General features: G+C 70.1%; 19 protein-coding genes. 9 read left to right on the plus strand and 10 right to left on the minus strand.

What is annotated here, in order from left to right; translation table 11 throughout:
• Window positions 1–16: 16 nt before the first annotated feature.
• On the minus strand, window positions 17–1171 hold the full coding sequence (locus OG226_RS11070) for an ROK family transcriptional regulator (protein WP_329348749.1): 1155 nt from the start codon (window positions 1169–1171) through the stop codon (window positions 17–19).
• A 368-nt stretch (window positions 1172–1539) separates the two neighbouring features.
• Between OG226_RS11070 and OG226_RS11075 the strand changes: the two genes are divergently transcribed.
• The 7 genes from OG226_RS11075 (at window position 1540) to OG226_RS11105 (ending at window position 12750) form a co-directional block, all read left to right on the plus strand.
• A complete protein-coding gene (locus OG226_RS11075) occupies window positions 1540–3600 on the plus strand; it encodes a fibronectin type III domain-containing protein (protein ID WP_329348750.1) in 2061 nt (686 codons plus the stop codon).
• Window positions 3601–3657: 57 nt separating this feature from the next.
• On the plus strand, window positions 3658–4683 hold the full coding sequence (locus OG226_RS11080; protein ID WP_329348751.1) for a carbohydrate ABC transporter permease: 1026 nt from the start codon (window positions 3658–3660) through the stop codon (window positions 4681–4683).
• Between the two features lie 11 nt (window positions 4684–4694).
• The gene (locus OG226_RS11085) at window positions 4695–5633 is read left to right on the plus strand and encodes a carbohydrate ABC transporter permease (protein WP_329348752.1); all 939 of its coding nucleotides are present in this window, start codon (window positions 4695–4697) and stop codon (window positions 5631–5633) included.
• Between the two features lie 32 nt (window positions 5634–5665).
• A complete protein-coding gene (locus OG226_RS11090; protein ID WP_329348753.1) occupies window positions 5666–8083 on the plus strand; it encodes a glycosyl hydrolase family 95 catalytic domain-containing protein in 2418 nt (805 codons plus the stop codon).
• Complete coding sequence (locus tag OG226_RS11095) at window positions 8077–9114, plus strand: acetylxylan esterase (protein ID WP_329348754.1); 1038 nt, start codon at window positions 8077–8079, stop codon at window positions 9112–9114. The genes OG226_RS11090 and OG226_RS11095 overlap by 7 nt, the downstream gene beginning before the upstream one ends.
• Window positions 9111–10472: an ABC transporter substrate-binding protein gene (locus OG226_RS11100; protein WP_329348755.1), complete on the plus strand. Its 1362-nt coding sequence runs from the start codon at window positions 9111–9113 to the stop codon at window positions 10470–10472. The genes OG226_RS11095 and OG226_RS11100 overlap by 4 nt, the downstream gene beginning before the upstream one ends.
• A gap of 94 nt (window positions 10473–10566) precedes the next feature.
• Window positions 10567–12750: an alpha-galactosidase gene (locus OG226_RS11105; RefSeq protein ID WP_329348756.1), complete on the plus strand. Its 2184-nt coding sequence runs from the start codon at window positions 10567–10569 to the stop codon at window positions 12748–12750.
• A gap of 51 nt (window positions 12751–12801) precedes the next feature.
• Here the strand turns inward: OG226_RS11105 and OG226_RS11110 are convergent, their stop codons facing one another.
• Both OG226_RS11110 and OG226_RS11115 read right to left on the minus strand, forming a co-directional pair.
• On the minus strand, window positions 12802–13509 hold the full coding sequence (locus tag OG226_RS11110) for a response regulator transcription factor (RefSeq protein ID WP_328676838.1): 708 nt from the start codon (window positions 13507–13509) through the stop codon (window positions 12802–12804).
• Window positions 13506–14621: a sensor histidine kinase gene (locus tag OG226_RS11115; protein ID WP_328676840.1), complete on the minus strand. Its 1116-nt coding sequence runs from the start codon at window positions 14619–14621 to the stop codon at window positions 13506–13508. Before OG226_RS11115 ends, OG226_RS11110 begins: the two co-directional genes overlap by 4 nt.
• Before the next feature lie 165 nt (window positions 14622–14786).
• Here OG226_RS11115 and OG226_RS11120 point away from each other — a divergent pair, with 165 nt between their 5' ends.
• Both OG226_RS11120 and OG226_RS11125 read left to right on the plus strand, forming a co-directional pair.
• Window positions 14787–15782 carry a carboxymuconolactone decarboxylase family protein gene (locus OG226_RS11120; RefSeq protein ID WP_329348757.1) on the plus strand — a complete coding sequence of 332 codons (996 nt, stop codon included), beginning with the start codon at window positions 14787–14789 and terminating at the stop codon, window positions 15780–15782.
• Between the two features lie 176 nt (window positions 15783–15958).
• Window positions 15959–16630 (plus strand): hypothetical protein, encoded by a 672-nt coding sequence (locus OG226_RS11125; protein WP_328676845.1) that lies wholly within the window; start codon window positions 15959–15961, stop codon window positions 16628–16630.
• A gap of 28 nt (window positions 16631–16658) precedes the next feature.
• Here the strand turns inward: OG226_RS11125 and OG226_RS11130 are convergent, their stop codons facing one another.
• The 7 genes from OG226_RS11130 to OG226_RS11160 all read right to left on the minus strand — a co-directional run bounded on the left by OG226_RS11130 (window position 16659) and on the right by OG226_RS11160 (window position 25778).
• Window positions 16659–18215, minus strand: a complete 1557-nt coding sequence (locus OG226_RS11130; protein WP_329348758.1) for an NCS1 family nucleobase:cation symporter-1 — start codon at window positions 18213–18215, stop codon at window positions 16659–16661.
• Between the two features lie 131 nt (window positions 18216–18346).
• Window positions 18347–19366, minus strand: coding sequence for a TIGR03842 family LLM class F420-dependent oxidoreductase (locus tag OG226_RS11135; RefSeq protein ID WP_328676848.1), 1020 nt, complete (start codon window positions 19364–19366; stop codon window positions 18347–18349).
• A gap of 11 nt (window positions 19367–19377) precedes the next feature.
• A complete protein-coding gene (gene hydA / locus OG226_RS11140) occupies window positions 19378–20781 on the minus strand; it encodes a dihydropyrimidinase (RefSeq protein WP_328676849.1) in 1404 nt (467 codons plus the stop codon).
• 136 nt (window positions 20782–20917) lie between these two features.
• Window positions 20918–21760, minus strand: coding sequence for a nitrilase-related carbon-nitrogen hydrolase (locus tag OG226_RS11145; RefSeq protein WP_328676852.1), 843 nt, complete (start codon window positions 21758–21760; stop codon window positions 20918–20920).
• 155 nt (window positions 21761–21915) lie between these two features.
• Window positions 21916–23496 (minus strand): PucR family transcriptional regulator, encoded by a 1581-nt coding sequence (locus OG226_RS11150; protein ID WP_329348759.1) that lies wholly within the window; start codon window positions 23494–23496, stop codon window positions 21916–21918.
• Window positions 23497–23652: 156 nt separating this feature from the next.
• Complete coding sequence (locus OG226_RS11155; protein ID WP_328676854.1) at window positions 23653–24939, minus strand: aspartate aminotransferase family protein; 1287 nt, start codon at window positions 24937–24939, stop codon at window positions 23653–23655.
• The gene (locus OG226_RS11160; RefSeq protein ID WP_328676856.1) at window positions 24936–25778 is read right to left on the minus strand and encodes a nitrilase-related carbon-nitrogen hydrolase; all 843 of its coding nucleotides are present in this window, start codon (window positions 25776–25778) and stop codon (window positions 24936–24938) included. Before OG226_RS11160 ends, OG226_RS11155 begins: the two co-directional genes overlap by 4 nt.
• Window positions 25779–25927: the final 149 nt, after the last annotated feature.

A 25927-nucleotide genomic window follows, 5' to 3' on the forward strand; every position in this document is an offset into this window, starting at 1 on the left:
TTCACACTTCGCCGCCCTACTTCGCGGGAGCGAAGACGCGTTGGGCCGCGACGACCGCCCCGCCGCGTGCCCACTCCTCGAACGGCAGGGGGCGGACCACGAGATCGCAGTCGACCGCGGCACCGAAGGCGTGGTCCACGAAGGCCTGCCGGATGTGGTCGGCGAACAGGTCGTAGGAGGCGACGCCCTCGCCGGAGATGATGATCCGCTCCGGTCCGATGAGGTTGGCGACGCAGGCCAGGGCGAGGCCCACGGCGTGTCCGGCGCGGGCGAAGACGGTCCGGACGGCGGGGTCGCCGGTGTGCGCGAGGCGGATCGCGCCGTCCATGGTCAACTCCGCGTCGCCGGTGGCCTGTCGGGCCTGCTCGACGATCGCGTGGGTGGAGGCGACGGCCTCCACGCACCCGGTGTTGCCGCAGGTGCAGACCCGGTCGGTGCCACTCACCGGCAGGTGCCCCACCTCGCCCGCCACGCCGTGCGCTCCGGAGACCACCCGGCCGGCGACACAGAGCCCGGCGCCGATGCCGGCGCCGACGGTGACCAGGGCGAAGATCGACAGTCCGACGCCCGCGCCGAACCACTGCTCGGCCACGGTCAGGGCCCGTACGTCGTTCTCGATGACCGTAGGTGTCCCGGTGGCCGTCTCGACGAGTTGGGCGAGCGGCACCCGGCGCCAGTCGAGGAAGGGCGAGTACTGGACCGTGCCCAACTGGCTGTCCACGTCGCCGGAGATGGTGACCCCGATGCCGTGGAGGCCGGTGCTGCCCTCCAGGTTCGCCGCCGTGCGCAGTTCGTCGACCAGCCGGGCGATGGCCAGCACCACGGTGCCCACGTCGCGCGAGTCGAGGCGGACGCGCCGGGAGGCCAGCGGACGGGCCGTCAAGTCGGCCAGTACGCCGATGAGTTCCTCGCCGGTGACCTTCACACCGGCGAACAGGGCGCGGTCTGCCCGCACTTCGACCGGGGTCGCCGGGCGGCCGTTGGTCCGCTCGGTGGTGGGCCGGCCGCCCTCGGTGATCCAGCCGTCGGCCATGAGCGAGGTGGCCACTTTGGTGACGGCTCCCGGGGTCAGCCCGGTCCGCCGGCCGATCTCGGCCCGACTCAGCGGACCGTGCTGGAGCAGGGTCTGCAGGACGAGTGCGGCCGCGGGTGGCTGGTCGGCGAGGGTCATGGGGCGACGTTACCTTTCCTTTGGAAAGTAAGACAAGGGCTATACATCGGCCCTATCGGCTTGAAACCGCAGGTCATTCGACAGCCAGCGGCCGAAAACCCCCATCAGGCCTCACAAAGGTCGGAGTTTTCTGGGCGCCGACTATGTTGACGTTGGAAGGAAACTAAGCCTAGATTCGCCGCACTCCTCGTCGGGGCGGACGGGACGGTCCTGCGCCGGTGAGGAGTGTGTGGCCCCCACCCACTCGCCCGTTGGTCCCAGCGAACCCTCTCGGTGATGTCCCGGGACGACCACCACCGAGGGGCTCCCCGCACCTCGACACCTCAGGCGGGAACCCGCCTGCAGCCGCGCCCTGACGGAGTACACACATGCCTCGTCCAGCTCGACCCACACGTCTGAGAACCCTCACCTGCCTCACCGCCCTCACGGCGGCTCTCATCGTGCCCGCCTCCGCACGGGCCGCGACCAGCGCGGACGCCTCGGGGGCCCAGGCGTCCGGTGCCACGAGCACGCCCCTCGTGGCCGCCAAGCCGTACATGGGCTACAGCACCTGGAGCGTCGAATCCACCAACTTCCCCGACTACGGCGGGAATTGGCTCACCGAGGCACACGTCCTGCAACAGGCGGGCGTGCTGTCCTCGAAGTTGAAGTCGCACGGCTACAACTACGTGAACGTGGACGCCGGTTGGAACGACGCCAAGGGCGACGCCTATGCCCGGCCGACGCCGAACCTGACGAAGTTCCCGCACGGGATGAAGTACCTGGCGGACCAACTCCACCGCAAGGGACTGAAGTTCGGCCTCTATCTGGCCGTCGGCCTCTACCAGCAGGCGTACAACGACGGCAAGACGCCGATCTACAACGCCCCCGGCTGCACCACCAAGGACATCGTCTACCCGGACCTGCGCAAGACCAGCGGCTGGGACGACGTCTCGTACCAGCTGAACTTCGCCAGCCCCTGCACCACCAAGTACATCCAGTCCGAGGCCGACCAACTGGCCTCGTTCGGCGTCGACTTCCTCAAGATCGACGGGGTGGGCCCCGGCTCGAACCAGGGCGACGACGCGCACAACAACGTCCCCGACATCCAGGCGTGGCACACCGCCCTGAAGAACACCGGGCGGCCCATCGAGTTCACCCTGTCCTGGTCGCTCAGCCACAACCAGGCCGACGTCTGGAAGGCCAACTCCAACGGCTGGCGCGTCGACACGGACGTCGAGTGCTACTGCGACACCCTGGTGACGTGGAACAACTCCGTGAAGGCGCGCTGGAACGACGTCGTGCCGTGGATCGACGACGCCGGGCCGGGGCACTGGAACAACCTCGACTCGCTCGACGTGGGCTCGGACGTCATGGACGGCGTCAACCAGACCGAGCGGCAGAGCTACATGACGCTGTGGGCCATCGAGGCGGCGCCGCTGTACATCGGTGACGACCTCACCAAGCTCGACAAGTACGGCCTGAAGCTGCTCACCAACGACGAGGTCATCGCGGTCGACCAGGCGGGCACCCCCGCCAGGCCGGTCAGCCAGAAGACCCCGCAGCAGACCTGGTACACCCGCAACACGGACGGCAGTTACACCGTGGCCCTGTTCAACCTGGGCAAAGGCTACTCGGACGTGACCGCCGACTTCGGCGACCTCGGCATCACCGGCAAGGCCAAGGTCCGCGACCTGTGGAGCCACAAGAACCTCGCCTCGGCCAGCGGCAGGTTCACCGCCAACCTGGCCCCGCACGGCTCGCGACTGCTGCGCATCACGCCTCCGGGCACCGGCAGCCACCCGGGTGTGCCGCTCAACGCGCACGGCACCGCGTCGACGGCCGGCAGCGTCTCGCTCGCCTGGAGCGCGGTGAACTCCGGTACGAGGACCACCGGTTACGACGTGTACGCAGGCGGCACCAAGAAGGCCACCGGCACCGGCACCTCCGCCACCGTGAGCGGTCTGAAGGCCGGTACCGCCTACTCCCTCACCGTGGTCGCCCACGACGCGAAGGGCCGAAAGTCCGCCCCCAGCAAGGGAGTCGACGTCACCACCCCGGCGGTCGGCGGGCCGGTGTCCTATGAGGCCGAGGCCTCCGGGAACACCCTCAGCGGCAACGCCTCCGTGGGCGACTGCTCCGCATGCTCGGGCGGCAAGAAGGTCGGCAACCTCGGCGGCACCGGAACCCTGGCGGTCAACCACGTCACCGCGCCCCGCGACGGCACCTACCTGATGAAGGTCGACTACCTCGACGGCGACACCGGCCGCACGATGATCATCACCACGGGTGGCAGCTCCTTCCAGCAGTTCCTGCCGGGCAGCAACGACAACAACTGGGGCCGGCCGAGCTCGATCACCGTGCCCGTCCAGCTGAAGGCCGGCGACAACACGATCACCTTCGGCAACGCCTCGGACTACGCCTCCGACGTGGACCGCATCACCCTCTGACCGTCGTCCGTCCGACCCGACCAGCGTTCCAACCGACCGACATCCGAGGAGAGTTCCGTGGTGGTCACATCACAGGGCGAGCCCAAGACGCCGACCACACCGCCGTCCGCCGCGGTGACCACCACGGCCACCGCCCCCGGCTCGACCCCCCACGTCCGCAAGACCCGTTCGGCCCGCAGAGCGAGCCGTCACGCGCCGACCAGGTCCGCGGCGGCCCGCCGCCGCGACCTGCCGGTCGCCCTCCTCCTGATCATTCCCTCCGTCGTCGGATTCGCCGTCTTCTACGCCTATCCGACCCTGCGCGGCATCTACCTCAGCTTCACCGACTTCCATGTCCTCACCCCGCCGAACTGGGTGGGACTGGCCAACTTCCACGAGATGTTCGGCGACGACGTCTTCTGGCACTCCCTGCTCGTCACCGTCTACTTCGTGATCCTGGCCGTCGTCTTCGGCACCCTGGCCTCCCTGGTGACGGCCGTGGTGCTGCACCGGGTCACCAAGTCGTCGGCGCTGCGCGGCGTCATCCTGCTGCCGTTCCTGATCTCCAACGTGATCGCCGCGCTGGTGTGGCAGTGGATGCTCGACCCGTCCCTCGGTGTCGTCAGCCTCGTCCTGCAGCATCTGACGGGCCACTCCATCCTCTTCTTCGGCAGCAGCGGCTGGGCCGTCCCGTCCCTCGCCGCGATCAGCATCTGGAAGTGGATGGGTTACTACTCCCTGCTGATCTTCGCCGGACTGCAGACCATCCCGTCGACCATCTACGAGGCCGGCCGGGTCGACGGCGCCAGTGAGGTGCAGATGTTCCGGCGCCTCACGGTGCCCCTGCTGCGGCCGATCCTCGTCATGGTGGTCGTCCTGACGGTGATCAACTCCTTCCAGGTGTTCGACATCGTGCAGGTCATCACCCAGGGCGGCCCGGCGAACGCCTCGAACGTGCTGCAGATGTACATCTACAGCAAGGCGTTCAGGCAGTTCGACTTCGGCTACGCCGCCACCCTCTCGCTGGCCCTGTTCGCCCTGCTCATCACGGTCACCTTCACCCAGCTGCGGCTCGCCCGCGCAGGCGAATCCGACCTGAGCTGAAGGAGCCCGTCATGGCAGTCACCCTCGCCCCCGGCCGGGCGGCCACCGCCCGGCCCCGGCCCCGGAAGAACCGCCGGAGTCTCTCCCCCGGCAGGATCGTCGCCTGGATCTATCTGGGCATCGTCGTCGTCATCACGCTCTTCCCGTTCTGCTGGATCCTGCGCACCGCGCTGTCCAACAACTACAAGCTGTCCACGCACCCGTCGTCGCCCCTGCCGGTGGGCTTCACCTGGGGCGCCTTCGAACGCGTCCTCGGCATCGCCTCCACCGCCGAGGCACAGGCCCAGGGCGGCTCGGGCGCGGCCATCGACATCGCGCTCTACCTGCGCAACTCGCTGATCTACGCGTCCGTACAGACGGTGCTGATCGTCCTGTTCGCCTCGGCCGGCGCCTACGCGTTCTCCCGGCTGCACTGGCGTGGCCGCAACCTGGTGTTCAACATCCTGATCACCGCGCTGATGGTGCCCAGCGTCTTCACGCTGCTGCCGAACTTCGTCCTCGTCAAAGACCTCGGACTGACCAACACGTTCGCCGGACTGATCCTGCCCGGGGCGCTCTTCCAGGCCTTCACGCTGTTCTTCCTGCGACAGTTCATGCTCGGCCTGAGCACCGAGGTCGAGGAAGCCGCCATCATCGACGGCGCGGGTCCGCTGCGGATCTTCTTCCGGATCATCCTGCCGATGTCGACCGCACCGATCGCCACCATCTCGCTGCTGATGTTCGTCAACGCCTGGAACGACTACTTCTGGCCGCTGCTGATCACCAACAGCCAGGACGTGCAGCCGCTGACCCTCGCGCTCGGCGTCTTCAAGCAGTCCTCGCCCCAAGCGGCCCCCGACTGGGCCGGGTTGATGGCCGCCGCCCTGGTCGCGGCGCTGCCGATGCTGCTGCTGTTCGTCGCCTTCGGCAAGCGCATCGTCAACTCCATCGGCTTCTCCGGCCTCAAGTGACCGGCCCCACCCCGCGATTGGACGACACAGCCATGCACTCCAGCGACCTGGTGCTGAGCTGGCCCGCGCCCGCCGCCACCTGGGCGGAGGCCGCCCCGGTCGGCAACGGCAGGATCGGTGCGATGGTCTTCGGCGGCACCGGCCGGGCCCGTATCCAGATCAACGACTCCACCGTCTGGTCCGGCACCCCCGCCGGGCCGGCCACCGCCCTCGCCGCACTCCGTGCGCAGGGAGCCGGTCCGGAGCGGCTCGAAGAGGTCCGCGCCGCGCTGCGCGCCGGCGACCAGGACCACGCCGAGTCCCTGCTCATGACCTTCGAGGGGCCCTACACCCAGGAGTACCTGCCGTACGCCGACCTGTACCTGACCGTGCCGGGCGGCGAGCGCGCCGAGTACCGCGGCAGGACGCTCGACCTGGACACCGCGGTCGCCGAGGACGGCTTCGGCCTCGACGGGACCTCGGTACGGCGCCGGGTCTGGGCCGACGCCGTCAGCGGCGCGCTGTGCGTGACGCTGGACGCGGACGGCGGCACCGTGGACCTGTCCGTCGAACTCTCCACCCCGCTGCGGGAGATACTGCGCTCGGCCGCCCCCGACGGCATCACGCTGGGCATCGCGATACCGGTGGACGGCGCCCCCGCCCACGAACCCGAGGTCACGGAGCCACTGCGCTACGCGGACGGTCCCGTCGACGGCTACGACCCCTTCGGCGCCCTCGCGCTCGCCGTGCACACCGACGGCACGACCACCGTGGACGACGAGGGAGGTCTGCGCGTCACCGGCGCCTCCCGCGTCCTGCTCACCCTCGCCACCTCCACCGCGGCCGACCGCGACTGGAGCGGGGCTCCGGCCCTGGACCGCGCTGCCCATCTGGCCGAGGCCGGCGACCTCGCGGCGCGGGCCCTCGCGCAGGGCGCCGACCGTCTCCTCAAGGACCACGAGGCCGACGTACGGGCCCTGTCGGGCAGCACCTCCCTGCGTGTCGGGCCGCGCCGCTCGGGCACCTACGACGTCGCCCGCGACATCCTCGGCGGCGACGACGAACTCCTCACCGCCACCGTGCTGTTCCAGCTCGGCCGCCACCTCCTGGCCACCGCCTCCCGCCCGCACACCGGCCCGCCGGCCAACCTCCAGGGCATCTGGAACGCCGACCTGCGCCCCGCCTGGTCGTCCAACTACACGATCAACATCAACACGCAGATGAACTACTGGGGCGCGGAGACGGTCGGGCTCAGCGCCTGTCACGAGCCCCTGTTCGACCTGCTCGACCGCATGGCCGTACAAGGCACGCGGGTGGCACGGGAGTTGTACGGTGCGCGCGGCTGGGTGGCGCATCACAACACCGATCCGTGGGGGTGGGCACTGCCGGTCGGCATGGGGCACGGCAACACTTCGTGGGCGCTGTGGATGATGGGTGGCGCCTGGCTGTCCCAACACCTGTGGGACCGCTACGACTTCACCCGCGACCTCGGCTTCCTGCGGGAGCGGGCCTGGCCGTTGCTCAGCGGCTGCGCGGAGTTCCTGCTCGACTGGCTCGTCGACGACGGCACGGGGCATCTCGACACCCTGCCGTCGATCTCCCCGGAGAACCTGTTCCTGGCCGACGGCGTCCCGAGGTCCCTGACCCGCACCGCCACCATGGACCTGGCGCTGATCCGGGCCACCTTCCAACGAACCCTGGCGGCGGCCGAGTTGCTGGGTCTGGACACACCGCTGACCGGCGAGATACGCGCGGCGCTGCCCCGGCTGCGCCCGCTGCCTCTCTCACCGGAGGGACGGCTCCAGGAGTGGGCCGAGGACCTGACCGAGGCCGACCCGCACCACCGTCACCTCTCGCACCTGATCGCCGTACACCCGCTCGGTCTGATCGATCCCGACGCGACTCCCGAACTCGCCGCCGCCGCACGGAAGTCGATGGACCGGCGCGGTCCCGGGGCGATGGGCTGGTCGTGGTCCTGGAAGATCGTTCTGCGGGCGTGGCTGCGTGACGCCCCGACCGCGCGCTCGCTGTTCCTTGAGGCGGTCCGGCCGCTCGACGGTGACGCGGGGGTGGACGCCCCGGTGGACGGCTCCCGTTGGGGCGGGCTGCTGCCCAATCTCTTCTCCACGCATCCACCGTTCCAGATCGACGGCAACTACGGGCTGATGGCCGCCGTGGCCGAGATGGTGGTACAGAGCCACACCGGCGTCCTCGATCTGCTGCCCGCGCTGCCCGTCCAGTGGACCGAGGGTGAGGCCAGGGACCTGCGCTGCCGCGGCGGCCTGGCCGTGGACTTCGCCTGGAACGAGGGCGAGTTGACCGGTGCGACCGTGCGCAGGCTCACCGGAGACGCCGATGAGACCGTGCGGATCCGGTGCCTCGGCCGCACGGCCGAGCTGCTGCTTCCGGCCGGTCACCAGGTGGAGCTGGACGCTCTGCTGCGGCCCCGGGGGGAGCCGGTGCCGTGCTGAGCGAACAGGACGTCCCCGAGTTGTTTGCCTACCGCAGCGTCTACCGCGAACCCGCCGACTTCGACACCTTCTGGAAGGGCACCCTCGCCGAGACCCGCGCCGGACGGGAAGCCGAGCTGCGGCTGACGGAGGTCGCCACCGGCCTGGAGACGGTCGACGTCTTCGACGCCGTCCTCCCGGGCTTCGGCGGCCACCCGGTCCACGCCTGGCTGCGGGTCCCCAGGCGGCGCGGCGGCCCGCTGCCCGCCGTGGTCCAGTTCCACGGCTACGGCAGCGGGCGCGGCGCCCCGATCGACGACCTGCTGTGGGCGTCCGCCGGGTACGCGCATCTGCTGGTGGACGCGCGCGGCCAGGGCGGCGCCTGGGCCGGCGGGGGCGCGACCCCCGACCCGGTCGGCAGCGGCCCGGCGCATCCCGGTTTCCTCACCCGGGGCATCGAGGACAAGGGCACCTACGTCTACCGGCGGGTGTTCACCGACGCCGTCCGCGCGGTCGACGCGCTGCGCGCCCGCACCGACCTCGTCGACCCGGACCGGGTCGCCCTGGTCGGCCCCAGCCAGGGCGGCGGCATCGCCCTGGCGGTCGCCGGACTGGTGCCCGGTCTGGCGGCGGCCCACTTCCAGTCGCCGTTCCTCTGCGACATCCGGCAGGCCACCCGGATCACCTCCGCCGAGCCGTACGCCGAGATCATCGGCTATCTGGCGGCCCGCCGGGACCGGGTGGAGCAGGCCTTCGACACCCTCGGCTACTTCGACGGGCTCGCCTTCGCCCGCCGCGCGACCGCCCCGGCCTGGTTCTCCGCCGGGCTGCGCGACGAGGTGTGCCCGCCGGTCACCGCGATCGCCGCCTACCACGCCTACGCCGGCCCCAAGGAGCTGCGGCTGTGGGAGTTCAACGGCCACGACGCCGGCGGGTCCGAGGACCTGGCCGTCGCCCTGGGCGCGTTCGGCGCCCTCCTCAAGACGTCGTCCCATCCGGCGGTGCTGCCGTCCCCCGCACCCACCGCGTCATCCCGAAAGAAGGAACAATGAGAAGAATCAAGGGAGTTCGAAGGACGGTCGCGCTGGGCGTCACGCTCACGCTGGCCGCTCTGCTCTCCGCGTGCTCCAACGGCTCCTCCTCCGCCGGCGGTTCCAAGACCGTCAACTGGTGGACCTGGGACGACAAGCAGGCCGCCGCGTACAAGGTGTGCGCCACGGACTTCGAGAAGGCCAACCCCGGCACCACGGTGAAGATCACGCAGTACAACGTGAACGACTACTTCACCAAGCTGACCGCCGGATTCGTGGCCGGCAGCGCGCCCGACGCCTTCCAGAACAGCGTCCAGTTCTTCCAGGCGTACGCCTCCCAGCACCAACTGCTGGCGATGGACGACTACATCAAGAAGGACGACTTCGACCTGTCCCGGTTCTCGGTCGGCGTGGACGCCTGGAAGTTCACCGACGGCAAGCAGTACGCCCTGCCCCTGGACTGGGCGGCGGCCGGCCTCTACTTCAACGACGACGCCGTCAAGAAGGCCGGCTACACCGAGAAGGACGTCGACTCGCTCAACTGGAACCCCGACAACGGCGGCACGCTGGGCAAGATGATCGCCCACCTGACGATCGACACCAAGGGGCGCCGCGGCGACGAGAAGGGCTTCGACAAGTCCCACATCAAGACCTACGGCTACGGGGAGATCGCGGCCAAGGACTTCATCGGCCAGACCACCTGGAGCCCGCTGGTCAGCACCACGGGCTGGCGGCTGGGCGACAAGGCCAGCTGGCCGACGGAGTTCAACTACTCCGACCCGCGGTTCGTGAAGACCATGAACTGGATCCGCTCGCTGACCGACAAGGGCTACGCGCCCAGGATCGGGCAGTTCACGGACAGCGTCAGCGACGTCGACCTGCTCTCCTCCGGCAAGGTCGCGATGGAGACCGGCGGTTCGTGGGAGGCCTCGACCTTCGTGAAGATCCCCGGCCTCAAGGTCGGCATCGCGCCCACCCCCTACGGCCCCGACGGCAAGACTCGGGCCGTGCTGAGCAACTCCAACGGGAACAACATCTGGGCCGGCACCAAGAACCCCGACCTGACCTGGAAGTGGGTCTCCTACATGGGCAGCGAGGCCTGCCAGTCCAAGGCCTCCCTGACCGGCACCTTCTTCCCGTCGATCCCGGCCTCCATGGACGCCTCGGCCAAGGCACTGGCCAAGACCGGCGTCGACCTGTCCGTCTTCACGGACATGATCAAGGACAAGGTTCTCTACCCGTCCCCGGTCTACGGCAACGGCGCGGCCCTCCAGGACGCCCTCCAGCCGCTGTTCCAGGGCTACTTCGCCGGACAGAAGAGCGACTCCGTCTTCACGGACATGCAGAAGCAGAGCAAGCAGCTGCTCGCCAAGAAGTGACCCCACCCCCCTCCGCACTCCCTGTCCGACCGCCGGACGGGCCCACTGAGCCGGGCCCGTCCGGTGGAGCCGGACGATCGGAAAGGAACTCCGCATGTCTGACCCCACGGCGCGGATCCACATCCTGCGCGCGGCGGGCACCGCCCTCGTCGTGGAGCTCACCGAGCCGGTGCCCAGGGTGCTGCACTGGGGGGCCGACCTGGGCGACCTCGCGCAGGACGCCCTGGCAGCGCTCGCCCTGACCGGCGAACCCGCCGTGCTCAACAACTCCGTCGACATCCCGCGCCGGTTCACCGTCTGGCCCACCGAGGCCGACGCCTGGTCGGGCACCCCGGCCCAGGAGGGCCATCTCGCCGGCGCGTTCGCCGCGCCCCGGCTGACCCTGACCGGCAGTTCCTGCCAACCGCGGTCGGCGGGCGGGGAGTTGACCCTTCACCTCACCGACCCCGGAACCGGACTCGACGTCACTCTCTCCTACCGTCTGGAGCCCTCCGGAGTACTGGGCGTACGGACCACGCTCACCCGTCGGCCGGACGCCGACCCGGCGCCGTACGACCTGGCGCACATCACCACACTGCTGCCGCTGCCGCGCCGGGCCTCGGAGGTCCTCGACTTCACCGGCAAGTGGAGCCGGGAGCGCTCACCCCAGCGGCAGCCGCTGGGCTTCGGCACCCATGCCCGTGAGGTGCGGCGGGGCAAGCCAGGACTGGACTCGCCGTACGTCATGGCGGTGGGCGTGCCAGGATTCGGCTTCCGCGACGGGGAGATCTGGGCCGTTCACGTGGCCTGGAGCGGCGACCAGCGGTATCTGGCCGAGCAGTTGCCGGAGGGCGCGGGCACCCATGCGGCGGTGCTCGGCGGCGGCGAACTCCTGCGGGCCGGGGAGATCCGGCTCGCGCCCGGCGAGTCGTACACCGCCCCGGTCTGTCACTTCGCCTGGTCCGACCAGGGCCTGGACGGGCTCGCCGACCGCTTCCACGCCCTGCTCCGGGCCCGCCCCGGCCATCCTCGCGGCCCCCGCCCGGTGATCCTCAACAGCTGGGAGGCGGTGTACTTCGACCACGATCTCGACCGGCTGCTACGGCTGGCCGACCGGGCCGCCGAGGTCGGGGTCGAGCGGTTCGTGCTGGACGACGGCTGGTTCCGGGGCCGTCGTTCGGACGACACCGGGCTGGGCGACTGGACCGTCGACCCGGTGGTGTGGCCCGAGGGACTGACCCCGCTGGTGGACCATGTGCGCTCGCTCGGCATGGAGTTCGGCCTGTGGGTCGAGCCGGAGATGATCAACCTGGACTCCGACCTGGCCCGCGAGCACCCCGACTGGGTGCTGGGCCCCGCCCGTGGGGTCGGTCCCGCGGCCCGCCATCAGCATGTGCTGGACCTGGCCAACCCCGATGCCTGGCAGTACCTGCTGGACGCGTTGGACGCGCTGGTGGAGAAGTACGCCATCGCCTGTCTCAAGTGGGACCACAACCGGGAACTCCACGAGACCGTGCACTCCGCCGCCGACCGTCCCGTGGCGCACGCCCAGGTGGTGGCCCTCTACCGGCTGATCGACGCGCTCCGGGAACGCCATCCCGCGCTGGAGATCGAGAGCTGCGCCGCCGGTGGCGGACGGGTCGACCTGGGCATCCTGGAGCGGACCGACCGGGTCTGGGCCTCGGACTGCAACGACCCGGTGGAGCGCCAGACCATCCAGCGCTGGACCGCGCAGCTGCTGCCCCCCGAACTGGTCGGCACCCATGTCGGCCCGCACACCAGCCACACCACGGACCGCGCCAGCTCCGATCAACTGCGCCTGACCACAGCCCTGTTCGGGCACGCCGGCATCGAACAGGACCTCACCCGCTGCTCCCCCGAGGAACTCGCCCGGCTCACCGCCTGGACCGCGCTCCACCGCGAGCTGCGCCCGCTGCTCCACGGCGGGCGCACGGTCCGCGCCGACCTCGCCGACGAGTCGACGCTGCTGCACGGAGTCGTGGCTTACGACGGGTCGGCCGCGCTGTACTGCTGGGCGCGGCTCGCCACCTCCCCCGAGGGCCAGTACGGGCGGGTGCCGTTGCCCGGCCTGGACCCCGAGGCGACCTACCGGGTGCGGGTGCGCGCCGAACTGGGCCGACCGTCCTTCCACGAGGTGACGGAACCCGCCTGGCTGCCCGCGGCCCTCGCCGACGGCCTGTCCCTCCCCGGCTCCGTACTCACCCTCGCCGGGCTTCCCCTGCCGAACCTCAACCCCGAGCAGGCCCTGCTCCTCGAACTCACGAGGACGACCGACTGACCGCACGCGGTCAGCCCGTTCGGGCAGGGCCCTGCGCGCGTGTCGTCCCGGTCATCGCCCCAGGGTGCGATCCGGCGTGTCCGGCTCGCAACGGAATTCGGAAGCGCGGGCCGTCACCAGTCCCGACTCGTAGGCGAACACGACGAGTTGGGCCCGGTCCCGGGCGCCGAGCTTCGTCATCGCCCGGCTGATGTGGGTCTTCGCCGTGAACGGGCTGATCACCATGTGGGCGGCGATCTCCTCGTTGGTGAGGCCGTGCGCGGCCAGGGCGGTGACCTCGCGTTCGCGGCGGGTGAGGTGTTCCAGGCCGGAGGGGGTGGAGCGGTCCGGGGGCCGGGAGACGAACTCGCCGATGAGGGTGCGGGTGACGGCCGGGGAGAGGAGTGCCTCGCCGCCGGCGACGATCTCGATCGCCTGGAGCAGGTCCGCCGGGTCGGTGTCCTTGAGGAGGAAGCCGCTGGCACCCGCGCGCAGGGCCTCGAAGACGTACTCGTCCAGGCCGTAGTTGGTGAGGATGACGACCCGGACCGCCGAGAGGGTGGGGTCCGCCGCGATGCGGCGGGTCGCCTCGATGCCCGTCATCACCGGCATCTGTACGTCGATCAGCGCGATGTCCGGGAGCTGGGCACGGACGAGGGCCACGCCCTGCTCGCCGTCGGCCGCCTCGCCGACGACCTCGATGCCCTCCTCGGCATCCAGGAGGGCACGGAAGCCCGCGCGCATCAGCGCCTGGTCGTCGACGACCGCGACCCGGATCATCCCGTCTCCCCCAGCGGTAGTTCGGCCCGCACCGAGAAGCCGCCCTCCGCGCGCGGGGCGGTGTGCAGGGTGCCGCCCAACGCGGCGACGCGCTCGCGCATGCCGGTGAGGCCGATGCCCGGTTTCGGCGGGCAGTCGGGGTCGGCCGCTCCGTCGTCCTCGACCCGTATCGTCAAGTCCTCGTGCCCGTAGTCGAGTTGGACGTTGATCTTCGCCGGGCCCGCGTGCCGGGCCGCGTTGGTGAGGGCCTCCTGGACGATGCGGTACACCGCGCGGTCGACCGTCGCCGCCAGGGGGCGCTCCTCGCCGGTCACCGCGAGTTCGACGGCGAGGCCCGCCGCGCAGGCCCGTTCGACGAGCAGCGCGGGGGTGCCGGTGGGCTCCTCGGTGGTGCGCAGGATCTCCAGGGTGGCCCGCAGTTCGCGCATCGCCTCGCCGCCCGCCTCCTGGATGGCGAGCAGCGCGGGCGGCACCTCCTCGCCGCGCTTGCGGGCGAGATGGACGGCGACGCCCGCCTGGAGCTTGACGATCGAGATGCTGTGGGTGAGGGAGTCGTGCAACTCCCGCGCGATCCGCAGGCGTTCCTCACCCGCGCGCCGCAACGCGGCCTCCTCGCGGGTGCGTTCGGCCTCCAGGGCGCGCTGTTCGGTCTGGCGCAGATACGCCTGCCAGTTGCGGTCGGCGAGGCCGGTGACCACCGCGCACAGGAACCAGCCGGCCAGCAGCGCGGTCCGCTCGACCACCTGCTGGGTCGTGGGCCCGGTCGCGAAGTACGCCACCAGGAACACCCCGCCGCCCACGGCAGCCGTACCGCGGTGTCCCGCGCGGGCCGCCGTGTGCATGGCGGCGAAGACGGGCAGACCGGCGACCGGCCCCGGGTGGGCGTGCAGGACGTAGGCCGCCTCCGCCGCCGTGGTCACCGCGAGGACCACTCTCGGAGCCGTCTGGTAGAACGCCAGGGCCGCCGCCGCGAGGGCCATCAGCACGTAGTCGACGGCGGTCGTGTCCGCGTCGAAGGCCGCGACCGTCACGACGAGGCCGCCGATCACGACCGCGAGGGACGCGTCGGCGAGTCGCCTGCGTGGGGTCGTTTCGACCGGATACCCGCTCATGTCCGCACACTAGACCGCCGCGCCGACACGGGCGTCAGCCCTGTGGACAACTCCTGGACTACTCCCCCCGCAGTAGTCCGCGCCGCCCCGGACCTCCCCGTCGTAGCCCCGACTGCCTTCGCCCGTACGACGACCCGGCCGGCCCCCGGCGCGCACGCTGCTGCCATGCCCACACCCTTCCGGCACACCCGGCCACCGTCGCCCAAGTCCGCCACCGGCCGCAGCGCCGAGGTCTTCGAGCAGATCGCCGTCGACTTCGGGATCGAACGGCCCCCGACCTTCGTGGTCCTGTCCTCCGCGCCCGAACTCCTCTCCCCCGCCTGGGCGTTGATGCGGGAGTCGTTGATCGCGGGCGTCGGCAGCCGCACCGGCAAGGAGCTGGCCGCGCTCGGTGTCTCGCTCGCCAACAAGTGCCCGTTCTGCGCGGACGCGCACACCGTCCTGCTGCACGCCACCGGCGACCACGCCCTCGCCGAGCACCTGGCCCGGGGCGGCACCCCGGAGAACGAGGAGCACGCGCGCGTGCTCGACTGGGGCCGCCGGACGCGGGTACCGGGTGCGGCCCTCACGCCGTATCCGTTCCCGCGCGAGCAGGCGCCCGCCTACCTGGGCACCGCCCTCGCCTTCCACTTCGTCAACCGCGTCGTGTCGGCCCTGCTGACCGAACAGCTTCTCCCGGGCAACGCCCAGCGCTTCCGGGCCGTACGGAGCCTCGCGGGCCGCAGCGTCGCCCGCACCGTGCGCCGAACTGCCGTACCGGGAGCGGCACTTCCCCTGCTCGACGCGCCGGGACCCGGCCCGGAGTGGGCGGCCGGAACGCCGGTGGGCCCGGCCTACGACGCGCTGCGTACGGCCGCGCACGTGGGCGCCGAGCTGCTCGACGCCGACGACCGGACGCTCGTACGGGAGACGCTGTGGGCCTGGGACGGTTCGCATCCACCGGTCGTCCTGCGCGGCTTCCCGAACCGGCGGGAGCGGCCCGCGGCGCGCCTCGCGGTGCTGGCCGCGCTCGCGCCGTACCGGATCACGGAGGAGGATGTCGCCGCCTGGCGCGGGGCGCGGCACAGTGACGCGAGTCTCGTGCGGCTCGTCGCGTACGGGGCGTTCGCGGCCGTCGAACGGATCGAGACGACGATGCGCGTGCCCGTCACCCGACCCTGAGGCACGCACAAGGGAGGGACATTTGGGGACACACGGCCCGTCGACAGTGAGGCGCTGTCACCGCACGGGCACGGAGCGAGTTCATACTTCCGCCTCACAGGCAGTCATGTGACACTGGCCGTCCCCGTCCGCAGTGCGGACCCGCTCCGCACGTGATCCCCCACGAGAAGTGCGACTTGCGTTCTCTTCCTCTGCCGCTCGCTCTCACCGCGCGTCTGTCTCCGGTCGTCGTGCTCGCCGCGATGGGCTGGGCCCTGACGTCCGGGCCGTTCGCCGCGACGACGACCGCCGACCACAAGTCGACGCCCGAGGCCGACGCCTCGTCCGGGGCCTCGGCCCCGTCGACGGCTCCCGTGGCCAAGACGTACTCCACCTCCCCCGCCCCGTGCGGAAGTGTGACGGTGGCGACGATCAAGTCGCTGGTGCCGGGGGCGAAGACGGCCGGCAAGGAGATCCCGTCGACGGACACGAAGGTGCGCCGCACCTGCTCGTGGAACGCGCTCAAGGGGTACGACTACCGCTGGCTCGACGTGTCGTACGAGATCACGGAATCGGACGCGGCGGCACAGAAGTCGTACACCGAGACGACCACGGAGAAGAGCGGCGGCGGGGTCGTCCCCGGACTCGGCGACTCCGCCTACTCGATCGTGAACCTCACCACGGAGGACAAGCAGCAGACGCGTGAGGGCACGGTCATCGTCCGCGCGGGCAACGCGCTGGTGACCATCACGTACAACGGCAGCGACTTCGAGAACAAGAAGGCGCCGAGTACGGACGTCATCAACAAGGGTGCGATCAAGGCCGCCAAGGAGGCGGTGACCGCGCTGGAGGGCGGCAGGGCCAGCTAGCCCCGACCGCCCCCGAGTCGCGGAGTCCTTACGCCTCGACGGTCTCCGGTGCCGCTTCCGTCACCGGTTCCGTCCGCTTTCCGGTCAGCAACGTGAGGACTACGTAGAGCACCATCGACGTGCCCAGGCCCACGGCCCAGCCGTAGTCGGCGAGCGAGGACAGGGCCGGGATGGGCCGGCCGTCGATCAGCGGGTGGAAGTCGGCGCCACCGACGGCCAGTACGCCACCCACCACGAAGGCGACGACGGCCCGCCAGTTCCAGCCGCCGTCGTACCAGTAACGGCCGCCCTTGCGGTACAGGTCGGCGAGGTCGAGCTTGCCGCGGCGCAGGATCCAGTAGTCGGCGATGAGGATGCCGGCGACCGTGCCGAGCAGACCGCCGACCAGACCGAGCCAGGTGAAGATGTAGCCCTGCGGGTCGGAGTACAGCTTCCAGGGGAAGATCAGCACCGCGAGGACGCTGGTCACCAGGGCGCCGGTGCGGAAACTGATCTTCCGGGGTGCGATGTTGGAGAAGTCGAAGGCGGGCGAGACCAGGTTGGCCGCGATGTTCACGGACAGGGTCGCGACCAGTACGGTCACCAACGCGTACAGCAGGCCTACGACGTTGTCCGTCTTCGCCGCCAGCTGCACCGGGTCCCAGATCGCCGTGCCGTACACGGCCTGCGAGCCGGAGGTGACCAGCACCGACAGGAACGCGAACAATGTCATGGTCGTAGGCAAGCCAAGTGCCTGGCCCCACGTCTGGGCCTTCTGGCTCTTGCCGTAGCGGGTGAAGTCCGGGATGTTCAGGGACAGCGTGGACCAGAAGCCGATCATGCCCATCAGGGAGGGCCAGAACAGCTTCCAGAAGCTGCCGCCCCAACCCAGCTTGGACGGCTGGTCGAAGAGCGGGCCGAAGCCGCCGGCCTTGTCGCTCATCCACCACAGCATCACGAACGCGCCGACGAGCACGAAGGGCGCCGCCCAGTTCTCGAAGCGGCGGATCGTCTCCATACCCCGGTAGATGATGGCCACTTGGAGCACCCAGAACAGCGCGAACGACAGCCACATCGTCCAGGCGTACCCGCCGATGTGCGAGGCGTTGGCCCAACTGTCCCCGATCAGCTTGCCGGCGAGGAAGTAGATCGCCTCACCGCCGATCCAGGTCTGGATGCCGAACCAGCCGCAGGCCACCAACGCCCGTACGACAGCGGGGAGGTTGGCGCCGCGCACGCCGAACGACGCACGCGCGAAGACCGGGAAGGGGATGCCGTACTTCGGCCCCGCGTGCCCGGTGAGCAGCATCGGCACGAGCACGATCAGGTTGGCCAGGGCGATGGTGAACACCGCCTGCTTCCAGTCCATGCCGACGGCGATGAGACCCGAAGCGAGCGTCCAGGAAGCCGTGTTGTGGGCCATGCCGACCCACAGTGCGGAGAAGTTGTACGTGGTCCAGGTGCGCTTCTCGACGGGAACCGGCAGCAGGTCGTCGTTGGCGTACGGCCCGCTGGGGAGCGGAGACCCCGGGGCGAGCTCCACCCGCCCGTCGGCGAGGGTGACTTGAGCGGTCGGCGCTATGGCCGCGGGAGCGGTGTCGGTCATGGGCAGGCCAATCAAACGAGGGGCGGATCCGGAAAGGCCGTGCGGGGGCTCCGGCCCCCCTCCCCAGGACGGTGGGGAGGGGGAGAACTGGAGTGGGGGGACGGGGAGTTGAGCGGTGGTGCGCGTGTGCGTCAGGCGTTGACGGCCGGGATGATCTTCGACCCGTAGGCGTCGATCGTGGCCTCCTGCGCGTCGTGCATGTCGTAGACGGCGAACTGGTCGACGCCCAACTCGCGCAGGGCGTTGAGCTTCTCGATCTGCTTCTCGGCCGATCCGATGATGCAGAACCGGTCGACGATCTCGTCGGGCACGAAGGCGGTGTCGGGGTTGTCGGAGCGACCGTGGTGCGAATAGTCGTACCCCTCACGGGCCTTGATGTAGTCCGTGAGTTCCTCGGGTACGGCGGCGGAGTGCTCGCCATACTTGGCGACGAGGTCGGCGACGTGGTTGCCGACCATGCCGCCGAACCAGCGGCACTGGTCGCGCGCGTGGGCGAGCGCCTCGGGCGAGTCGTCCTCGGTGACATAAGCCGGGGCGGCCACACAGATCTTGACCTCGGACGGGTCGCGTCCGGCCGCGACGGCCGCGTCCTTCACGGCCTTGACCATGTACTCGGTGAGGTAGAGGTCCGAGAGCTGGAGGATGAAGCCGTCGGCCTCCTCGCCGGTCATCTTCAGCGCCTTGGGGCCGTACGCGGCCATCCAGACCGGGAGTTGGGCGTCCTCCTTGGCCCAGGGGAACTTGATGACCGTGCCGCCGAGGTCCGCCTCCCGGCCGGAGCCGAGCGCCCTGATGACCTTCATGGCCTCGCTGATCCGGGCCAGGGTGTTGGGAGTTCGGCCCGCCACCCGCATCGCGGAGTCGCCGCGGCCGATGCCGCAGACGGTGCGGTTGCCGAACATGTCGTTCAGGGTGGCGAAGGTGGAGGCGGTGACCTCCCAGGTGCGGGTGCCCGGGTTGGTGACCATCGGGCCGACCGTCAACTTCGTGGTGTTGGCCAGGATCTGACTGTAGATCACGAACGGCTCCTGCCACAGCACGGCGGAGTCGAAGGTCCAGCCGTAGGTGAAGCCGTTGCGCTCGGCGCGCTTCATCAGGCTGATGACCCGCGAGGCCGGCGGGTCGGTTTGGAGTACAAGTCCGAAGTCCATTGGCGCCGCTCCTAGTTGAGGTACTGACTGGTGGCACGCGGGGTGTAGACGCCGTGGCCCGCGTGCCCGGTGTACTCCCGCTCGGTGATGACGAGTTCGCCGCGCGAGAGGACGGTCTCGACGCGGCCGGTGAGGCGCTTGCCCTCGTAGGCCGAGTAGTCGACGTTCATGTGGTGGGTCTCGGCGGAGACGGTCTGCTCGGCGTGCGGGTCGTAGATGACGACGTCGGCGTCGGCACCCGGGGCGATGGTGCCCTTCTTCGGGTAGAGGCCGAACATCCGCGCCGGGGAGGCGCAGGCGATCTCGATCCAGCGGCGGCGGCTGATGTGGCCGTCGACGACGCCCTGGTGGAGCAGGTCCATGCGGTTCTCGACGCCCGGCATGCCGTTCGGGATCTTCGAGAAGTCGCCCCGGCCCAGCTCCTTCTGGCCCACGAAGCAGAAGGGGCAGTGGTCGGTGGAGACGACCTGGAGGTCGTTGGTGCGCAGGCCCTGCCAGAGCTTGGCCTGGTGCTCCTTCGGCCGAAGCGGCGTGCTGCACACGTACTTCGCGCCCTCGAAGTCGGGCTCGGCGAGGTTGTCCGTCGACAGGAACAGGTACTGCGGACAGGTCTCGCCGAAGACGGGGAGGCCCTCGTCGCGCGCCTTGGCCAACTCGGCGACCGCCTCCATCGCGGAGACGTGCACAACGTACAGCGGGGCGCCCGCGACCTGGGCGAGCTTGATGGCGCGGTGGGTGGCCTCGGCTTCGAGGAGGGCCTTGCGGACCTCGCCGTGGTAGCGGGGGTCCCGCTCGCCGCGGGCCAGCGCCTGCTCGACGAGGACGTCGATCGCGATGCCGTTCTCGGCGTGCATCATGATCAACCCGCCGTTGTCGGCGGCGCGTTGCATGGCGCGCAGGATCTGGCCGTCGTCGCTGTAGAAGACGCCGGGGTAGGCCATGAACTGCTTGAAGGAGGTGACGCCCTCCTGCACCAGCAGGTCCATCTCCTTGAGGGTGTCCTCGTTGACGTCGGAGACGATCATGTGGAAGCCGTAGTCGATGGCGCAGTTGCCCTCGGCCTTGGCGTGCCAGGCGTCGAGGCCCTCACGGAGGGCTCCGCCGACGCTCTGGATGGCGAAGTCGACGATGGTCGTCGTACCGCCCCAGGCGGCGGCCCGGGTGCCGGTCTCGAAGGTGTCGGCCGCCTTCGTTCCGCCGAACGGCATCTCCATGTGGGTGTGGGCGTCCACACCGCCCGGGATGACGTACTTGCCGGTGGCGTCGATGACCTTCTCGGCGGTCCAGCCCTCGGCGACGGTGGTGCCGGAGGCGGCGAGGGCGACGATTCGGCCGTCCTCGATCAGGACGTCGGCGTGGAGTTCGTCGGACGCGGTGATGACTAGGCCGCCGCGGATTACGGTACGGGTGCTCATTGTTTTGACTCCGCTGGATTGTGGTCTGGTGCGGGTCTGTGGGGGCTGGGCGCGCCCCGCGGCGAAGCCGCTAGTGGACGCTGCCCCGCGCCCCTGAGGGAGCTGCGCTCCCCAGGTGCGCGAAGGCCTGCGTGTTTTACGGGGCGGTCAGTGGGCCGTACGCGTCCGGGCGGCGGTCGCGGTAGAACTGCCAGCGGTCCCGGACCTCGCGCAACTTCGCCAAGTCCAGGTCCCGGACGACGAGTTCGGGCTCCTTGTCGCTGGCCACCTCGCCGACGAACTGGGCCTCCGGGTCGACGAAGTAGGTCGTGCCGTAGAAGTCGTTGTCGCCCAGCTCCTCCACGCCGACACGGTTGATGGCGCCGACGAAGTACTCGTTGGCGGCAGCCGCGGCCGGCTGCTCCAGCTGCCAGAGGTAGGCGGACAGGCCGCGTGAGGTCGCCGACGGGTTGAAGACGATCTCGGCGCCCGCGAGGCCCAACGCACGCCAGCCCTCCGGGAAGTGCCGGTCGTAGCAGATGTAGACGCCGATCCTGCCGACCTTGGTGTCGAAGATCGGCCAGCCGCTGTTGCCCGGGCGGAAGTAGAACTTCTCCCAGAATCCGGGGACTTGGGGAATGTGGTGCTTGCGGTACTTGCCGAGGTAGGAGCCGTCCGCGTCGATCACGGCGGCCGTGTTGTAGAGGACGCCGGGCTGCTCCTCCTCGTACATCGGCAGAACCAGGACGATGCCGTGCTCCTTGGCCAGCGCCTGGAAGCGCTTGACGATCGGGCCGTCCGGGATCGCCTCGGCGTACTCGTAGAACGCCTTGTCCTGGACCTGGCAGAAGTACGGTCCGTAGAACAGCTCCTGGAAGCACAGGACTTGAGCACCCTGCGCGGCCGCGTCGCGGACCGCCTGCTCGTGTACCTGGATCATGGACTCCTTGTCGCCCGTCCAGGCTGTCTGGAAGAGAGCGGCACGAATCACTGTGCTCATCGGGACCTCCGGTCGCTAGGTGTGTGAGGAGCCTAGGAAGTCCTGATGTCCGGTTTGAGTTGCACGGTGTCACGTCTGCGGGCGCGTGGCGTTCCACGGTGTCACCCTGTCCTGGGCGCATGTTTCACCGCCGTTTTCCCAGGTAGTCCCATGTTTCACCCCTGTTGCGCGTCGTGCGCGAGGAGCGCGATGTGCACCGAAGCCGCCTGCTCGAAGTCGTCGAGGTCCACCCCGAGTCGGCCCTCTATCGCCTCCAGCCGGCGGTACAGCGCGGGCCGCGAGACGTGGTGGAGCTGGGCCGTGCGGGACTTGTTGCGGCCGGTGGCCAGGTAGGTGCGCAGGACGGCGAGGAGGTCCTCGTCGGCCGCGCACAGGAGGCCGTCCAACTCCCGCTCCGCGAAGGACTGAACCTGCGGGTCGTCCCTCAACAGCCGGATCAGGCCGCGCAGATGGACGTCCTTGAGGCGTACGACGGCGGGGAGGTCGAGGGCGTCGCTGGAGTCGGCCACGGCGTCGGCGACGTGCTGTGCCTCGCGGAGACCGGCGGGCACGTCGTCCCAGACGGTGCGCTGCCCGGCGGCGGCCACGACCGCCTTCAACGCCCCCGACTCGGTGCGCAGTCGGCTCGCGAAGTGCGCGGCGAGGGCGTCCGCGTCCTGGTCGCGGGGCAGGCTGAGCAGCACGGCGGTGACTCCGTCGGCCAGCTCGGCGACGAGTCCGGGGAGCCCCAACAGCCGTAGAACGCGGTCGAGTTGGGCCGTGTCGCCGTCGCGTACGACCATCGGGACGAAGGTGCGCCGGTTGACCGGGAGTCCGGCCGCGCGGGCGCGGGGCAGGAGTTGGCGGGCGGGTACGACACCGCTCGCCAGGTCGGTCATCAGGCTCTGGGCGGACTGCTCCTCCCAGGTGTGGGCGGAGCCGCCGAGCATGCGGTGCAGGACGAGGGCCTCGGCGGCGCGGTCGGCGAGGAGACGTCCGGTGGCGGTGTCGCCGCGGTAGCCGCACAGCATGATCTGGCCCCAGCGCTCCCCTCGCCCGCCCAGCTCGGCGCGGATCCAGCCGTCGCCCTCGCTGCCCCCGGCCTGCCGGGAGATGCGCTCCCAGTCGCGCAGCACGTCGTCCACCGCGGACCGCTCCCCCGCCGTGGCGAGGACACGGTGCGCGAGGTTGGTGACGACGACCGGGCAGGCGCTGTGCCCGGCGACCTCGTCGAGCAGACTCTGCAGCGGAGCGCCGCCGGTGATGAGTCCGGTGAGCGCGGTTCGTACGGCCTCGGAGAGGCTGACGGCGGCGAACTTCCGCCGTACCAGCCGGGATTGGACCTCTTCCGTCAACTCCGCGAAGGGGAAGGGCCGGTGGAGCACCACCATGGGCAGCCCGCACCGCTCGGCGGCCCGGCGCATCACGTCCGGCGGGGCGGGAAAGGCCCGCCCCAGGCCGAGCACGACGGCCGAGGCCTCCGCGCGGTGCAGGGACTGGATGTAATCGGCCTGGGCGGCCTCGTCACCGGCGAGGAGCACCCCGGTGGTGAGGACCATCTCGCCGCCGGTGAGCATCACACCTACGTCGGCGGCCTCGGCGACGTGCACCCAGCGCACGGGCCGGTCGAGTTGGCTCGCGCCGGCCACCACCTCGGGTTCCCCGGCGAGGACCCGTTCCAGGCCGAGGACCTGGCGCACCGACAGCGCGGGCTCCAGGCCGTCCAGGGTTCCGAGGGTTCCCAGGGTGGTGGTCATGACGGTCTTCCCCTTTTTTCGCGGCTCGGTTCGCCTCCGGGGCGCTGGATGCCTGTGTCGAGAGACCGACCGTGCTCGACCCTTCGGGCCTCCGCGCGCTCGCTCTCTCGTCACAGGCGCGCCCCTTCGGCTCACTCGCCCTTGTTCAACCGCTGGTTACTGCGTGCTCCTCAGAGCCCGTTCGAGGATCGCGGCGCCCTCCTCGGCCTCCGCGACGGTCAGGGAGAGCGGTGGGGCGATGCGCAGGGCGCTGGTGTTGTGGCCGCCGCCCTTGCCGATCAACAGGCCGCCCTCGCGGGCCGCTTCGAGTACAGCGGACGCCGCGTCCGGGTCGGCCTCGTCGGTGCCGGGTCTGACCAGCTCGATGCCGATCATCAGCCCGCGCCCGCGAACCTCCCGTACACCGGGATGCTGGGCGACGACGGCCCGCAGCCGCTCGATGAGGAGGCCGCCGACGCGGCGGGCGTTGCCCTGGAGGTCGTGCTCCAGCAGATAGGCGAGGTTGGCGAGGCCGGCCGCCATGGTGATCTGGGTGCCGCCGAAGGTCGAAATGCTGTTGGAGTCCAGGCAGTTCATGATCTCGGCGCGGGCGACGACCCCGCCGATGGACATGCCGTTGCCGATGCCCTTGGCGAAGGTGAGGATGTCCGGCGGCCCGTTCTCCGCGTGCGCCTGCCAGCCCCAGAAGTGGTCGCCGGTACGCCCCCAGCCGGTCTGCACCTCGTCGGCGATCCACAACACCCCGCGCTCGGCGAGGACTTCGCGGAAGGCCGCGTAGAGACCGTCGGGCGGGGAGGTGAACCCGCCCACGCCCTGCACCGGTTCGGCGATCAGCGCGGCGGGCGGGCGGACATGACCGAGCAGATCCTTCAGGTCCTCGACGCAGGCCGCGATGAACTCGGCGTCGTTCAGGTCGGCGTAGGGACCGCGGGTCCGAACACCCCCGTGGACGTACAGCGTCTGGAGCGGGGACAGCGAGGTCGGGGACCAGCCGCGGTTGCCGGTGATGCCGACCGAGCTGAAGGAACGGCCGTGGTAGCTGTTGCGCATGGCCAGGATCTGGTTGCTCCTGCGGTACGAGGTCGCCAGCATCAGGGCGGTGTCGTTGGCCTCGGTGCCCGAGGTGGTGAAGAAGACGCGGGCGTCGGGGATGCCGGACAACTGGGCGACGCGCTCGGCGAGTTCGACCATCGGCCGGTTGAGGTAGAGCGTGGACGAGTGGATGATCCGCCCGGCCTGCTCGCTCACCGCCTTGGTGACCTCGGGGAGCGCGTGCGCGGTCATCGTGGTGAGGATGCCGCCGAAGAAGTCGAGGTACTTGTTGCCCTCGGCGTCCCAGACGTGCCGGCCCTCGCCGTGCGTGATCTCCAACGGGTCCTGGTAGTACAGGGCGAGCCAGTCGGGAAGCACGTCACGGTGGCGTCCCAGCAGGTCCTTGGTCACGGCTGCACCAACCCTTCGTAGGCGTCGGGACGGCGGTCGCGGTAGAACGCCCACTGCTGGCGGACTTCCTCGATCAACCCGAAGTCCAGGTCGCGCACGACGAGTTCCTCGTCCTTGTCGCTGGCGACCTCGCCGACGAACCGGCCCCGCGGGTTGACGAAGTACGACGTCCCGTAGAAGTCGTTGTCCCCGTACTCCTCCTGTCCCACACGGTTGATCGCGGCGATGAAGTACTCGTTGGCGACGGCGGCTGCCGGCTGCTCCAGCTGCCAGAGGTAGGCGGAGAGACCGCGTGAGGTGGCGGACGGGTTGTAGACCAACTGGGCGCCGTTGAGCCCGAGTTGGCGCCAGCCCTCCGGGAAGTGGCGGTCGTAGCAGATGTAGACACCGACCTTGCCGACGGCGGTGTCGAAGACGGGCCAGCCCGCGTTGCCCGGCCTGAAGTAGTACTTCTCCCAGAAGCCCTTGACCTGCGGGATGTGGTGCTTGCGGTACTTGCCGAGGAAGGTGCCGTCGGCGTCGATCACGGCCGCGGTGTTGTAGTAGAAGCCGTCCTGCTCGATCTCGAAGACCGGGACGACGATCACCATGCCGGTCTCGCGCGCGAGCTGTTGCATACGGCGCACGGTCGGCCCGTCGGGCACCGGCTCGGCCCAGCTGTAGTGCTCGGGTTCCTGGACCTGACAGAAGTAGGGGGCGTTGAACACCTCCTGGAACCCGATGATCCGGGCGCCCTGCCGGGCCGCCTCACGGGCGTGTTCCTCGTGTTTCGCCACCATGGACTCGGTGTCGCCGGTCCAGGTGGCCTGGACCAGAGCGGCGCGTACGACGTTGGCCATGAGCTGCTCCTTCGACGGGACGCCAGAGCCTCTACGCCCGTAGACAAGGCCGTAGAGGGATGAACGTAAGCCTCCGGAGGAGCCTTGCCAAGACCATCACCGTTAACCCGCGGAGTCGATCACGTTTCACCCTCCGGTGGGTGAGCCGC

Origin of the sequence: Streptomyces sp. NBC_01261 (genome assembly GCF_036226385.1) — a bacterium.
GTDB lineage: Bacteria > Actinomycetota > Actinomycetes > Streptomycetales > Streptomycetaceae > Streptomyces.